This is a genomic window from Streptomyces sp. NPDC007872 (assembly GCF_042868165.1).
Classification (GTDB): Bacteria; Actinomycetota; Actinomycetes; order Streptomycetales; family Streptomycetaceae; genus Streptomyces.
Genome location: NZ_JBIAEA010000008.1, coordinates 16837 through 30701, shown reverse-complemented (window position 1 = coordinate 30701; position 13865 = coordinate 16837). Strand labels below are relative to the sequence as shown.

At 68.8% G+C, this 13865-nt stretch carries 15 protein-coding genes and 1 pseudogene; 9 read left to right on the top strand and 7 right to left on the bottom strand.

Going from position 1 to position 13865, the window contains the following annotated elements:
- The first annotated feature begins 71 nt into the window (after positions 1–71).
- From ACFYNX_RS26140 to ACFYNX_RS26125, 4 genes are all read left to right on the top strand, one after another.
- Entirely contained in the window at positions 72–929 is an 858-nt protein-coding gene (locus ACFYNX_RS26140; RefSeq protein WP_388664627.1) for an ATP-binding protein, read from the top strand.
- 469 nt (positions 930–1398) lie between these two features.
- Positions 1399–2271 (top strand): radical SAM protein, encoded by an 873-nt coding sequence (locus ACFYNX_RS26135; RefSeq protein ID WP_388664625.1) that lies wholly within the window; start codon positions 1399–1401, stop codon positions 2269–2271.
- Positions 2272–2446: 175 nt separating this feature from the next.
- Positions 2447–3541 carry a protein-L-isoaspartate(D-aspartate) O-methyltransferase gene (locus ACFYNX_RS26130; RefSeq protein WP_388664623.1) on the top strand — a complete coding sequence of 365 codons (1095 nt, stop codon included), beginning with the start codon at positions 2447–2449 and terminating at the stop codon, positions 3539–3541.
- A 145-nt stretch (positions 3542–3686) separates the two neighbouring features.
- Positions 3687–4742 (top strand): zinc-ribbon domain-containing protein, encoded by a 1056-nt coding sequence (locus ACFYNX_RS26125; protein ID WP_388664621.1) that lies wholly within the window; start codon positions 3687–3689, stop codon positions 4740–4742.
- A 50-nt stretch (positions 4743–4792) separates the two neighbouring features.
- On the opposite strand, the gene ACFYNX_RS26120 is transcribed toward ACFYNX_RS26125, so the two are convergent.
- The gene (locus ACFYNX_RS26120) at positions 4793–5047 is read right to left on the bottom strand and encodes a hypothetical protein (protein WP_388664619.1); all 255 of its coding nucleotides are present in this window, start codon (positions 5045–5047) and stop codon (positions 4793–4795) included.
- 440 nt (positions 5048–5487) lie between these two features.
- Between ACFYNX_RS26120 and tap the strand changes: the two genes are divergently transcribed.
- Positions 5488–7755: a telomere-associated protein Tap gene (gene tap, locus ACFYNX_RS26115; protein WP_388664617.1), complete on the top strand. Its 2268-nt coding sequence runs from the start codon at positions 5488–5490 to the stop codon at positions 7753–7755.
- Positions 7756–7767: 12 nt separating this feature from the next.
- Positions 7768–8325 (top strand): telomere-protecting terminal protein Tpg, encoded by a 558-nt coding sequence (gene tpg / locus ACFYNX_RS26110; protein WP_388664615.1) that lies wholly within the window; start codon positions 7768–7770, stop codon positions 8323–8325.
- Between the two features lie 45 nt (positions 8326–8370).
- Here the strand turns inward: tpg and ACFYNX_RS26105 are convergent, their stop codons facing one another.
- On the bottom strand, positions 8371–9000 hold the full coding sequence (locus ACFYNX_RS26105; protein ID WP_388664614.1) for a hypothetical protein: 630 nt from the start codon (positions 8998–9000) through the stop codon (positions 8371–8373).
- A gap of 286 nt (positions 9001–9286) precedes the next feature.
- Between ACFYNX_RS26105 and ACFYNX_RS26100 the strand changes: the two genes are divergently transcribed.
- The gene (locus ACFYNX_RS26100; protein ID WP_388664612.1) at positions 9287–9658 is read left to right on the top strand and encodes a hypothetical protein; all 372 of its coding nucleotides are present in this window, start codon (positions 9287–9289) and stop codon (positions 9656–9658) included.
- A gap of 78 nt (positions 9659–9736) precedes the next feature.
- Here the strand turns inward: ACFYNX_RS26100 and ACFYNX_RS26095 are convergent, their stop codons facing one another.
- Together ACFYNX_RS26095 and ACFYNX_RS26090 are read right to left on the bottom strand one after the other, a co-directional pair.
- The gene (locus ACFYNX_RS26095; RefSeq protein WP_388664610.1) at positions 9737–10354 is read right to left on the bottom strand and encodes a hypothetical protein; all 618 of its coding nucleotides are present in this window, start codon (positions 10352–10354) and stop codon (positions 9737–9739) included.
- Between the two features lie 372 nt (positions 10355–10726).
- A pseudogene (locus tag ACFYNX_RS26090) lies at positions 10727–10846 on the bottom strand (IS5/IS1182 family transposase); the annotation flags it as partial.
- Positions 10847–11370: 524 nt separating this feature from the next.
- Between ACFYNX_RS26090 and ACFYNX_RS26085 the strand changes: the two are divergent.
- Positions 11371–11886, top strand: coding sequence for a GNAT family N-acetyltransferase (locus ACFYNX_RS26085; RefSeq protein WP_388664608.1), 516 nt, complete (start codon positions 11371–11373; stop codon positions 11884–11886).
- Between the two features lie 60 nt (positions 11887–11946).
- Positions 11947–12261 carry a hypothetical protein gene (locus ACFYNX_RS26080; RefSeq protein WP_388664606.1) on the top strand — a complete coding sequence of 105 codons (315 nt, stop codon included), beginning with the start codon at positions 11947–11949 and terminating at the stop codon, positions 12259–12261.
- Between the two features lie 243 nt (positions 12262–12504).
- On the opposite strand, the gene ACFYNX_RS26075 is transcribed toward ACFYNX_RS26080, so the two are convergent.
- From ACFYNX_RS26075 to ACFYNX_RS26065, 3 genes are all read right to left on the bottom strand, one after another.
- The gene (locus ACFYNX_RS26075) at positions 12505–12990 is read right to left on the bottom strand and encodes a hypothetical protein (RefSeq protein ID WP_388664604.1); all 486 of its coding nucleotides are present in this window, start codon (positions 12988–12990) and stop codon (positions 12505–12507) included.
- Positions 12991–13202: 212 nt separating this feature from the next.
- Positions 13203–13511 (bottom strand): DUF6300 family protein, encoded by a 309-nt coding sequence (locus ACFYNX_RS26070; RefSeq protein WP_388664602.1) that lies wholly within the window; start codon positions 13509–13511, stop codon positions 13203–13205.
- A 126-nt stretch (positions 13512–13637) separates the two neighbouring features.
- A complete protein-coding gene (locus ACFYNX_RS26065; protein WP_388664600.1) occupies positions 13638–13787 on the bottom strand; it encodes a hypothetical protein in 150 nt (49 codons plus the stop codon).
- Between the last annotated feature and the right edge of the window lie 78 nt (positions 13788–13865).

Genomic DNA, 13865 nt, shown 5'->3' with positions numbered 1-13865 from the left:
CGACAACACTCGCGGAGCAGGAGCACTCACGTCGAAGCGCTCCTGCTCTAGCCCCAGGAGCCGCAAGGCGTGTGGGCCCCCGCCCCGCCATCAGGCTCTCCATCAAGCGGTGCCCCGCCCCCGCGTCCGGGGAGATCTCCGAGGAGAACGCCGCCTGGACCCCGCGCCTGAGGCAGATCCTGCGGGCCCGGACGCGGCACTGGACCTGTCCCGATCTGCTGGACAGCGCCGAGCTGCTGCTCACGGAGCTGCTCACCAACGCCTTCCGGCACGCCTCCGCCCCCATCGTGGGCGTCTGCATCCACCGCCGGGGCGGCCACCTCAGGATCGCGGTGGACGACCACTGCACCCGCGGCCCGCTGCCCCGCCCCACGGGCCTCTACGAGGAGCACGGCCGCGGCCTCGTCCTCGTCGACGCCCTGGCCGACGCCTGGGGCATCAGCGAGGACCGCACGACGACCTGGTGCGTTCTGCGCCTGCCTGACGGACTTCCCGAGCTGAGCACCGGCCCCGCACCGGTCCGCCACGAGAGCATGCTCCAGGTTCCCGGCGACCTTGACGGTCTTCACCTGGCCGGCATCCAGGGCCGAACCGCCCTCGCCCTCCTGGACTGGCCCGGTGACCAGCACGCGGCGCTCGAGGCGTTACGGATCCTGGCGAGCAACGCCGTGCAGCACGGCATCACCGAGCAGCGGCCCGGCCGAGGCCTCACGATCTGGCTGCGCGTCACCGCCGCTCACGAGCTGATCATCGACGTCCAGGACCCCAACCCGACGTTCCCCCGGTTCCAGCGGGCCGTCGTGGGAGAGGTGGGGCGCGGCCTGTGGGGCGCAAGACGACTGGGAGCCGTCGTCACCTGGTCCCCCGACCTGGAGAAGGGCGGCAAGACGGTCCGGGCCGTCCTGCAGCCGGGAGAAGTGATCCTGTGACCGCCCCGGCCCAAGAACGGCTGGTCCAGGCCGACCCCACGGCCGAGGAGTCCGGGCCCGCGCCGGAACCGGCCGCCTACATGGGCGACCTCGCCACGGTGCCCGGCCGCTTCATGGGCGTCGTGCTCGACCGCCCCACCCGCGAGCTTGTCCGTGGTGCCTCACGATCCTCGCCGAGACCCACGATCAGGCCGTCAAGAAGCTGAAGACCGCCGCCCGGAACCGGCGCCCCGCCACAAGCCCCCGGCGCGGGAGGACGTACCCGACACAGTCCCCCACTGTGAAGGACACCTCCCGCGCCGGGCTCTCGGCTCGCAGACTGCCATCCCTGGACAGCCGGTCGGCGACAGGGCCGGGCCCGTGGAACTGCACAACAGCTCGACGAGCCCGGCCCGCCAATATGCACGTCCCGCTCACACATCCCGCCCCGGCCCGGCATGCTGGGCCGTACGAGCAAGGAGAACCCGCGATGACCGTGCTGGACACCGAGCGTGCCCCTGGCGCTTCGCTCAACTTCCTGTCCCTGGAGCTCACCGCCCGCTGCCAGTTCACCTGCCCGTCCCAGTGCTACGCCGAGGCCGGCCCGACCCGGGGCCACGGCAGCATGACCGCTCAGGACTGGCACCGGCTCATCGACGAGGCTGTCGCCCTCGGGACGACCACGGTGCAGTTCATCGGCGGTGAGCCCACCCTGTACCCCCAGTTCGCCGAGCTGGTCGAGCACGCGCTGCGCGTTGGCCTGGATGTCCGGGTCCACTCCAACCTGTTCAAGGTGCGTGCCGAGCACTGGCCGCTGTTCGTGGAGCCGAGGGTGACCGTGAAGACCACCTACCACAGCGACACCGCCGCCGAGCATGATGCGATCACCGGCCGGGCCGGGTCCCACGCGGCAACGCGCGCCTCCATTGAGGAGGCCGTGCGCCGGGGTGTGAAGGTGCAGGTCGCCGTTGTCGACCACGGCAACGGACAGCAGGCGCAGCAGGCCCGCGCCGAGATGGAGGCCCTGGGGGTCACCGCCTCCGTCGACAAGGTCCGTGCGATCGGGCGTGCCGCCGGCGGTCTCTTGCCGTCTGTGTCGGCGCTGTGCGGGAACTGCGCCAGGGGCAAGGCGGCCATCCTGCCCGACGGCCGGATCGCACCGTGCGAGATGGGCCGCTTCCTGGCCACGGGCAACGTGCGGGAGACGTCGCTCGCGTCGGTCCTGGCCAGCCCCCAGTGGGCGCGGACGCGCGCGAGCATTCCGCACCGGACCTCGGCGGACCCGTGCCCGCCGGACTGCGCGCCGTCCGGCGATAGCTGCGGCCCGTCCAAGGGCGAATCCTGCGGACCGATGGACAACTGATCGAGCGGGGCACGAAGAGAGGGAGAGGGCGGGTATGGACTGGCGGGATCGTGCGAGACAACTGGCCGATGAGGTCACGCCGGCGTTTTCGCCCTGGCGGGCGGCGGTTGCCACGACACCTCGGCACGAGTTCGTGCCCCGGTGGTGGGTGTGGGACAAGGAAGCCGGCGGCCGGGTGGTCCGGGACGGTGAGACGGACATCGACCAGTGGTTGTCCACCGCGTACGACGACTCGACGATCCTGACGCGTATCGGACCCCTGCACGCGGACCACGCCCGGCCCGGAGACATCGCCACCGGGGCACCGACCGCGTCATCGACGCTGCCGACCCTGGTCCTCGACATGTACGAGCACGCCAGGATCACCGACGGATCCCGCACGCTGGTGACGACCGGCACCGGCTACGGCACCGCCCTGGCCTGCCAACGCCTCGGCTCCCACCTGGTGACCAGCGTCGACATCGACCCCTACCTCGTCACCTCCGCCACCGCCCGGCTCGCCTCCATCGGACTCCACCCCAAGACCGCGGTCTGCGACCTCACCCAGGGGCCGCTGCCCGGCGAGTACGACCGGATCGTGTCCACCGTGTCCGTCCCCACCATCCCGCCCGCCTGGCTCAAAGCCCTGCGCCCCGGCGGCCGACTGGTCACCACGATCACCGGCACCAGCCTGATCCTCTACGCCGACAAGACCCCCGACGGCGGCGCCCGGGGCCGGACCGCCTACGAGCCCGCCTCCTTCATGCCCCCCCGCCAAGGCGACGACTACACCAAGACGATCCCCGACTCCCTCTGGGAAGAGGCGAAGAACAGCGACGGCGAGGTGAGCGTCAGCCGCCACCTGCTCCTGTTCGTCCCCGAAGCCTGGAGCGTCCAATCCATGCTCCAGCTCCACACCCCCGGCATCGAGCACCGCCACCACTGGCACCCCGACCGCAGCCACACCGTCTGGATGACCCACCCCGACGGCTCATGGGCCCGCGCCCACGCCACCGCCCCCCGGGAAGTCCCCGTCGTGCACCAGGGCGGCCCGCGCCGCCTCTGGGACCCCCTGGAAGGCATCCTCGACCGCCTCAACTGGATGGGAGAACTCCCCGTCTACGGCGCCCGGGCCACCATCACCCCGGACGGCGAGACCACCCTGACCCGCGGCAACTGGTCGGCGACCCTGCGCCCGACCGCTTCGGCCTGGCCGGCGAACTCGCCATGTACGGGCATGGCCATCCTCCCGGCGCCGGCGAGGAAACGAACCGGTGTCAGTGGCGACTGATAGACCACCGGCCATGACGGACCTACCGGCAGCCGCGACCGACCACACTGTGGTGCTTTCCCGCCTCTTGAGCGACCTCGCCGAGGTCACTGTGCCGGAGAGAATCCAACGGGCTAGGGCATGGCTTCGGAGCCAGGAGCGGGCTATGGCGGAGGTGTTCCTGGAAGAGGGGCGCAGAGAGCTGCCCGTGGACGGCGACTACACCGACTGGCGTCAGGCCCAGCAGCGCCGGCTCGGGGAAGCTCGGCGAAGCTGGCTGCGGACGCTGGCGGAGGCAGGGTACAACCCCATTAGTGAAGGCGGCCGATCGCTGGCCTACCTGCGTCCCGATCTCCTGGACGAGTACGACTCCAGCCACCCGGAGAATCCGGTCAACCTACCGTTCACTACACGGGTGACCGCGTCGCAGAGCGTGTGGTGGCGCTGCCTCCGGGATGAAAGTCACCAGTGGAGAACCTCGTTCAACAACCGGCATACCGTAGGAACGGGTTGCCCCAGATGCGGCAGGAAAGGAGTCTCCCGCCGGGAGCAGGAGATCTTCACCGCCCTGCGCGAGCGTCTGCCCGATCTGATCAGTCCAGGCTCTGTACCACGGCACGAACCACCCCGGGCAGGCCGCCGCCTCAGGTCGTGGCGGGTCGACATGCTGCTGCCGGGCACTGCGCCGGTCGCCGTGGAGTACGACGGTGCCTACTGGCACAAGGACACCGTCAGGAAAGACCAGAAGAAGGCGGCCGACCTCACAGCCTCCGGGTACATCGTGATCCGCGTACGTGAGCAACCGTTGCCCACCATCACCCCCCACGACATCGTCTGCACGCCGGAACAGTCGGCCGATGCGGTCGCCGAGCTGGTGTACCGCAAGATTGTGGAAGTGACGCCCGATTTCGCTCTGGAATCCCCTGACAGCCCGGAGCCCGCGGAAGAAACCCAACTGCAGCTCTTCCCCGACGACACTCCTACCTGCGAGACCACCCACAAAGACGTACATAGCCAGGCTCAGCGAATCGCCCTGAAAGCGCTGGTGAACGAGCTGCTTCTTCAAACCCAGACCACGTCGGTCAACCAGGACCTGGTCCTGGGGGAACACCTGGTGTGCGGCCGGCCGCTGCAGGATGTGGGAGTAGTACTGAGCCAGGACGCAGGCGGGCTACTTGCTTTGAGCCACGCGGCACGCCGAATCCTCAGGCCGTCTGAGTGAGCAGCTCGGCGGGCCGGGCACCACGCCGCGCGAGTTCGGCGAAACCGGTCTCAGGCCGTCCCGGCTACCCGTAGACCACCCTCGGCGGTCCAGCTCTTCACCGGATACCCCGTGCCGTCGGCGGTGGCGATGAGAGCAAGGACGGTACCGGGCTTGCCGTACAGCCCGAGCCACTCCGTGAAGACCTTCTCGGCGGTCTCCACCTCGGACCAGACGCCGAGGATGGCGGGCCCGTCCGGCCGGAAGCGCAGGGTGACCTCGTACGCGTACGCGATGTCTTGGTCCCCAAGGACTGTGCTGCCCACGGCGATGGCCTTCCCGCTCTGATCGGGGCGTCCGGCGGGGAGGCGTCGGCTTCACGGGCGCGACCCCGCCGGACACCTCCAGCGTGGCACACCGGTCTTTCACCCTGCGGGTCGGCCTGCCGCATCCGGCCTTGGGCGGACGATCAGCCGACTGTCACGCCCCAGCCGATGTCCCCCGTGAGGCCCCACTCCGGATCACCGTCGGCTCCCCGGCCGGTGTCGCCGTATCCCCATCCACTGTCGCGGTCCATCGCCGTCCCCTCCCTGTCGTGCGGCGCCGGTCCGGCGTCATAGATCGACCATACCCGCAGATCAGAACTCTCTGGAGAAGTACGTCAGGTCTCCCAGCACTCCCTATGCACGCGATTCGAACTCACTATGCACGCAGCAAGTACGTGATAAGTGCGTTTCGCGGGCTAGGGTAGGTCTGGAGGTATTTCATGTCCGAGCTGTTCGATGCGGTTGATGCGCTGCTTGCGTCCCGCGCTGTTCTGCCGCCGCCCGAGGAGCGCAAGCGCCTGCGCCAGGCCCACGCTCTGACGGTCGACGAGGTCGCCTCGGCCCTGAAGGTGCGCCGGGCCACGGTCGCGAGCTGGGAGTCGGGCCGGACCGAGCCGCGGCCGCCGGAACGCGACGCCTACGCCCGACTCCTGGACGGACTCGCCCAGCTCTACCCCGCCCCGGCCGATAAGCCCGTGGACGAGGACCCGGCGGCCGCAGCGGTCTCTGCACCCGCCGAACCCGCCCCGGTTCCCGAGACGCTCACCGGGACGCCCGCCCCGGTGGAAGCACGGACCGAGGCCGCGAAGGAGCCGCCTGGGGCGGCGGTCACAACGGCGGCCGAACCCACCCAGGCGCCCGCTGTCGCTGCCCCGGCCCGTACGGCGCCCGCCGCCAGTGCGTCGGTAGCGTCACGCCGTCCCGACGCACGCAAGACGGTCCCGGCCGGCACGCCGGTACCCGGCAACGATGCGCGCTTCGCGAACGGTCCGCTGGCGGTCGTCGACGTCGACGAGTCCGGGCAGGTGCTGGCGTACTGCACCGGCGGCCTGGTCCTGGACGTGCCCGCGAAGTCGCTGCCCTCTTTGGTGGACTGGACACTCAAGGAGGCCAGGCTCGGGGCCCCGAAGCTGTCCGGTCCGGGTAAGGACGCCGATCCGCTGCTTGTCCTCACCGAGGCCGCGTGTGAGCGTTACGGCCTGCCCGCCACCCTCACCGAGGAGGAGAAGCACGCCGGGCGCCTGCCGGAGGGCCACAAGGTCATCAAGCAGCTCACCCGCGCGGAGTGGAAGCTGACCAAGCGCGGCTTCGGCCCGTGGGCGCGGATCTACCGCCCCGCCACCGGTTCGGAACGTGCGTGCGTGCAGCTGTGCATCCCGTCGTGGAACGCGCTGGACACCCGGCACTGGGGCGCCGCCGGGCAGCTCCCGCCGGCGGAGCTCGCCCGCGTCCTGGGCGTCTATGCCTCGCGGGTGATGACGCCGCGCGGCTCGACGGCCGTGACCGGTCTGGAGCTGATGACCGCGCTGCACCCGCCGACCCGCGCTTCCGAGCCGGACGCTGATGGCAAGCGGCACTCCGAGCACAACCCCGGCTCCCTGGGCAGGGACGCCATCGACCCGATGAACTGGCCGCCGTGCGAGGTCCCCGAGGGCCACCCCGCCCTCAAGGACCTGCCCCGTTTCCATGTGCGGGGACCTGCGGAGAAGCTGTTCGAGGAGGCCTACGACTGGGCCCGTCCGATGACCGACGCGGAGTGCACCCTGCGCCACCTGGTCGGCATCGACGTCAACATGGCCTTCGCCGCCGGCGCCAACGGCCTGATCGTCGGCCTCGGCGAGGCCACGCACGTCACGAACCCGGCGTTCGACCCGAAGCTGCCCGGCTCGTGGCTGGTCGACCTCTCCCACATCGACCTGTCCCGCGTGAAGGTCGGCAAGCAGTGGACGGAGCTGGACGGCTCACTGCTGCCCTCGCCGTTCACGCCGAAGGGCGAACGGCCCGAGGGCCCGGCCTGGTACGCGACGCCCACCGTCGCCTACGCGGCAGAGCTCGGCTACGAGGTGCGCCCGCTCGAGGCGTGGGTGCGGCGGGAGCACGGCCGCTACCTGGACGGCTGGTACAACCGGCTGCGCGACGCCTACCTCGCCACCATGGCCGACCTCGGCGTCGACGCGGACCTGTCGCCCGAAGACTTCCTCGCGGCTATGGACGGCTACAAGAGCCGTGATCCGGAGCTGGCCATCGTCACCTCGGCCATCAAGGCGACGGTCAAGGGTGGCCTGGGCAAGCTGCGCGAGCGGCCCCGGGGCGAGGGCTGGCGGCCTGGCGAGCCGTGGCGCGCTCTGTCCCGCCCGACGTGGCGCCCGGACATCCGCGCGGCGGTCATCGCCCGCACCCGCATCAACCTGCACCGCAAGATCGTCAAGCACGCCGCGTTCACCGGCCAGTACCCCATCGCGGTCCTGTCCGACTGCGTCGTCTACGCCGCGAACGGCCCGAGCCCACTGGACTTCCTGCCCTACCGCGACGGCAAGCCGCTGCCCGGCGGGTTCAAGCTCGGCATCAACCCCGGCCTGGTCAAGCACGAGGGCACGCAGTCCGTCCTGTGGGGCGAGGAGGTCCGGGAAAAGTTCAACACCCCGGAGCTCAATCTCGCCCGGTACATCAAGGACGGCACCGTCACCGACGCCGACAACGGAGAGTAGGAGTAGGCCACGATGAGCCTGTTCGGGGACGGCCTGGAGGCCGCGGTGCACAAGGCGTTCACCCGCCCGGCGCCCAAGACCGCAGGTGCACAGGTGCGCTACCTGGTCAAAAAGGTCGGCGGCACCAAGGCCGCTGCCGACCTGCTGGGGATGTCGCAGCGGCAGGTGGAGCGGTACGTGGCGGGCAAGGCCAAACACCCGCGCCCTGCCCTCGCCGCACGCCTGGAACGCGAGGTGAAAGCACGCTGGCAGCCCCAGATCCGGGCCAAGGCCAAGGCGAAGGCCGCCTCCACCGGCGGCATCATCATCGACACCCGCGCCCGCATGGGCTACACCGCACCCATCGGCACCACCGACCAGGACCGCATCCGCCACCTCACCATCGCCCTGCCACCCCACCACGCCGCCCGCCTCTTCGACGCCCAGGACGCCGGCGCCGGCGAACGCGAACTCGAACGGATCGCCGCCGAAGCACTCAAGGAGGTCTACTTCCAGGACGGCGGCCGCCGCGCCGGATCCCTGGAAGAGGTCCGCTTCACCGACGTGGAGCACCTGGAGTTCGAGCTGTAGCACGGCTCCGCGCACCACGCGCCTGGCCCCCTGTGACTGAGCGCTTCAGGTGGCCGGTGAGCGGCCGAGTTGGCCGGCCGAGCGTTCGGTGTTAGGCGCCTGGCGGGTCCAGAGGGTTAGGTCGCTGCTGGTAGCGACGGCGAGGGTGCGTCCGGACGGCGAGAAGCCGGCTGCTCGCAGTTCGGAGTGGCGGGAGTCGAAGATGTGCCACCAGCTTTCGCCGTGCGGTCCGTCGTGGGGGAGGCCTCCGTCTGTGGACAGCAGGACGCGATGGTGCGGCCACTGGGGGCTGACGGCCTCCAGGGTCCAGCCGTCCTCGGTGGTGGTGTGCAGGCCGCCTCCGAAGAGTCCCGCGATGCGCACACGGGTCGAGGCGATGGGGCCGAGCCCCGGGCAGGAGAGATCCGGCACCGCGTCCGGGGTGCTGCCCTCGGGGTCGGGGTCACGGTCCCGGGCGACCTTGTCGCCGGTGACGGTGTCGAAGAGCCCGTGGCCGCCGGCGGAGACCACCATGACCAGGTCGCGGCCATCGTCGGGAGCGGGGGCGAAGCCGATGCCGAGCAGGCCGCCGATGGCGATGATCCCATTCGGTACCGGGCGCCACGGGTCAGGCGGCGCAACAACAGGGACGGACAGCAACCGCTCGCGCAGACGCCGCTGGTAGTCAGAGAGCACAGTTCCTTCTCGCCTCGGCTGGACGTTGACCGCCCCAAGGCGATGACGTGAATCGTGCCAGATTCGCACGAGAGTACGTCTCGCACTCGATCGGCCAACTGAAGCGCTCAGTCACACCCCCCGGACATGAGAGCTGACGGGGGGCCAGGCGTTTCGCATCCTGCGGTCAGCCGGCCGGCCGGGCAAGGCGACGTTCCCGCCAGGTCGCCGACGGCGCGGTGGCGGTCTAGGCCGTTTCCTTCGGATCACCTTCAACGGTCTTGTCCAGCCTGGATACGGTGATGGCATGACGACAATCCTGCGGCACCCTCGGCCTGGATTCATGTGGGATTGGTGGGCAGTGGACGCTGAGGGCTTCCTCGTGCAGTTCAGTGGCGGGGCTGCTCCTGAGCGTCTACTGGTGCATGTGGATCGTGTCGACGCCGCGGCTGCATGGGCCGAGGAGAACTGTCCCGCGTGGTTCAGCGATGCTTCCCCATCGCTTCACGCCTTCAACTGCAACGGCGAGCTGCCGGTCTACACCCGCAACAGCGTTCCGGACTCCTCATTGCGACTGTCCGACGCTCCGGCAGCCATCGCCGACGTTGCAGCCCTGGTTGAACTGCACAAGGCAGTGGGAGACGCCTGGACGGTTTACCTCGACCAGGGATGGGTCTAGGAAGCCGCGATCTTCATCTGGTCCGCGAGATGATCCGGAAGAGGCATCCAGCGGCGATGCGTGGTGGCAGTGACCTGCTCAGTCGTCGAACCACACGACGAGGCGCACGTTGTCATCACCGTGCTGTGTTGCGAGTTCTTTCATGGCTTGCCAGATGGGTTGCCACTCGCCGGTTTCGGTGACGGCATCTCTGCGGCAGATGGTGACGGATCTGTAGAGCGTGTCCCCGACGAGCCACTCACTTCCTTCGGGCCACTCCCGAACCTCACCGGCTTTGAGACCGACAGCCGCGGCGAATGCGCCACTCCAGGATGCCTTGCCCGTCATCCGGAGCCCGTTTGGCGTCTGGCGGTATTCGTGCAGTCGGCTGTCGGGCTTCTCTGCGGGCTCGTCCCAGTCGACGGCCTTCACCTCGGCCCACGTGATCCACGTGGTGCCGTGAAAACCGTCCGCGCCGTACCACTCGGTCAGCTGGGCGAACCGCGCACTCACAGTGGCCGAGGCGTCGGTGGGAAACCCCCGGCCTGCGGCCACGGGACGGAAGTTCGCGTAGTTGCGGACCCCGAAGAGACACCCGAACGCGTCGTAGTTACGGACATCGTTGAGAGAGCTGAGGTCGTGTGCGCAGTACCAGATCGGCTCCTGATCGTCCTGCGGCGCCCGGTACTCGAGGAAGCCGCTTATGTCTGTACCCATGCCAGGCATTCTCTCGATGCCGTCAAACGATTTTGTCTGCCCCCGGACCGACCACCTACGCATACGTGAGCTGCCTAACCAGGAGCTTTGACGCAGGCTGACTATCCTCGCATCGTGAACAGTCAGGTGTTCGAGCTGATGTGGGGTGGCGTCGCTCTCGTGGGCGGGGGGCTTTTGGCCACCAATGTCCGAGGGGTAGCCGACCGGTTCCAAATGATGTCCTACGCCTACCGATCATGGCCCAGCAGTGTCATCACGTGCAGAGTGATCGGAGCCGTCTTCGCCCTCGTCGGGGCAGGGATCCTTGTTGCTGCCGGGCTCTGAACCGTCGGCGGTGCAATGACACCCCTACCGCTCCGCGGCGTTCGGCGGTCAAGGTCTGAGCCATAGCCGGATCGCCGCGACTGTGACAGTGCCGTGGAAGACGTAGGCCCGCTTGCCATAGCGGGTTGCGACGGCCCGGGAGTTCTTGAGCCGGTTGATCGTGCGCTGCCGCCGGCGATCCGGGCCCGGCCCGCGCCGCCCACGCAGGCGAGCCCCGCCAGCAGCATGGTCCGGCCGCGTTCGGCCAGCGTCCCCACAGCATCTGGTTGGCGGTGCCCGCCGCCCGAAGGTCCGCCACCGCCACTATCAGCATGCCCACGTAGTGCTTCTCGTTCCCGCTCCTGGTTCTGGTGGTTGCGGGCGCGGGTGGTCAGCCACCACGTCAGAAGGGCGACGATCCCGCTGGAAACGAGTGCGCCGAGCGCCTCGATCAACTTGTCCATACGCGCCCACTGCCTGCTCACCGGTCCCCGACACCGGCCTGTTGCCCCCGCCCGGCCGGGCCCGGCTGCTCAGTGAGCCTCCGCCAACCTGAAGTCGCTGGTCAAAAGGCTGGTGTGTCCGGCGCTCGGGGTGCTCACGCTGGTCGTGGGCGGGAGTCTGCGGAGAAGATCATTCGGCAGGAGTCGGGAGGCATCGCCAGCGTGGTAAAGCAGTCCATCCTGAGGAACCCATGCCAGTACGGTGGCGCGATGGTTCAGGTACAGGAGATGAATGAGGCCGACATCGAGGCCGTTTCGACGATCCGAGTACGAGGATGGCAGGCGGCGTACGTCGGCATCGTTCCTCAGTCGTATTTGGATGCCATGACGGTGGAATGTGATGCCGGCCAACGGCGGCAGCGGTTTTCTCAACCCGGGCGAACGTCACGAGACCTTGTGGCGCTCGGTGACCGTGGCCCGGTGGGGTGGATCTGCTTCGGGCCGTGTCGAAGTGAGATGCCCGGTCTGGAACGGGTCGGTGAGGTCTACGCCCTGTACATCTCGCCGGGTCTGATCGGCCAGGGCATCGGCCGGATTCTCCTGAGCGAGGCTCATGCTCATATGAAGGCCCAGGGCTTCGAGACATCAGCTTTGTGGGTGTTGTGTGACAACCAACGAGCCCGGTGCTTCTACGAGCGGGCCGGCTACCAGACTGACGGTGCGGCTCAGGACGATGTCTACGACGGGATCACGCTCACTGAGCTCCGCTACCAGCGCGTGCTTTGACATGGGCCTATATGTCGGTTCCCGCTCACCGCGACCGGGCGGCCTTCTACCATCCGGTCCATGCTGGATCCCGAGCTGCTGGAACGGATCACCGCGCGTCGCGCGGAACTGGACGAACTCGAAGAACAGCTGGCCAAACAGCTGACGGAAGTACGCACCGAGCGGGACGAACTCGCCGTCGCCGAACGCGTCCTCGAACGGATGACCGGGCAGCTCGCCGACCTCACGGGCCATGACCGGTCCGGCGGCCTGCCGCACGGCGGCGATGATGCGCTGGTAGTCCCACGGGAGCGAGTCCTCCTCGACGCCCGGCTCGTGGTGCGGGATCAGCATCACCGCCCGTCCGCCCACCTGCCCCGGTGTCGGCGGGGCTGAGGAACGCTCTTCGGCGAACTGCCCGGTCACCCGCTCAAGGACTCGTTCGGCCACCGCGAGTTCGTCCCGCTCGGCCCGCACCTCCCCCAGCCATTTGTCCAGCTGCTCTTCGAGTTCGTCCAGCTCCGCGCGCCGCGCGGTGATCCGTTCCAGCAACTCGGGATCCAGCATGCACCGGATCGTAAAGGGTCATCCGGCCCCAGCAGGCGGGAATTAGTTGTACGGGGATGTCAGGTGCCTGGATCAGCGGGCCGGGAGGGAAGCCAGAGAGAGATCCCACTGGTCAGCCGCCTGAAGCAGCGCTGCGGCGTCCAGCCTGACCTCCACGACGTACTGGTAGATATCAGCCCCGTCCTCACCCTGCTGCCACGGAGGTGCCGCCTCCAGAGACAGATGAACGCGAATCACCGTAGTCCCGCGTTCGATTCGATTGGCGAGACTGAAAGCCACGACCGGCTCGATGAACCACGTGTCCGGCGACAGCTCACCTTCGGCATCAGGCTCGGTGACGTCCACCGTCCCCGCGGCCACCGCGCGCAGCCACGCGGACACCTGGCGGGCCTCATCGGTGAGCAGACACGGATCGGCGAAGGACCAGCCTCCCTCAGGAGTCATCACCGTGCCGTCAATGACCAGCCAGTTGTCGTCGTACGAGTCGCCCCGAACGGTGGCGAACTGATATCGCACTGGGCGGAGGTCGACACTGCTGGAGAGATCGTTCAGGAGCACTGAGCCAGGATGTCACGTGCTGGCCAGCGGGACGGACTGCGCTTCCCAGCCTAGGTGCATGGGCCAGCAGCGTTGCCTCCGACTCCGTTTCGGAGACAGTCCCGACCTCTGACAGACGATCTCCTCGATGGATTCCCGCCCACCAGCAGTGTGAGTACCGCGAGAAACAGTCACACCAGCCCTTTGACCTGCTACTTCAGGTTGGCGGAAGCTCAGTGCTGTTCGGGCGGGTTCTCCCGCCGGTGCCGGGCGTGGGCGGCCATGCATTCCCTGGTCCACTCCATCAGCAGGTGCGCCCCTTCCGGAGCGCGGCTGGTGTCCTTCCCTCCGCCGTCGGTGAACCACTGGACGAGAAGACCGGCGGCCGGGCGGTCGACGTCACCGGTGTCGCAGGCCGCGCACAGCTCCAGGTGGATCGGCCGCCCCTGCTTGTCGTTCTCCGGCGCTACCGCGCTTACGATGAGTTCGCCTCCGCAGCGCGAGCACCGCGGCAGCCGGGCCGAACGCCTGACCCGCTCCATGCCCGGCTCCCTTCGCCGTGGACGTACTGCTCCACCCAAACTCCGCCGGCCTGCGCCGTCAACCGCGCCGACGCAGGACAAACGCTCACCGACGACGTCTTCCCTCGCGCCGATGCCGCCGGAGGTTCAGGCCTGGGCGGGGATGATCCGGACGTCGGACACGCCGTCCCCGGCCTCCTTGTAGTCCTTGTAGTCCTCGGCGGCCGACGGACTGTGCGTGACCGCCGACTCCCGCTCCCGGCCGCCTTGCACCCAGACGATTTTCACGTTCTTCATGCCGCTCCTCATCGCTCCATCGTCTCTGGCGGCACGTCCGCCGGACCTGATCAGGGTTGCATCCGGCACTGACAGTCC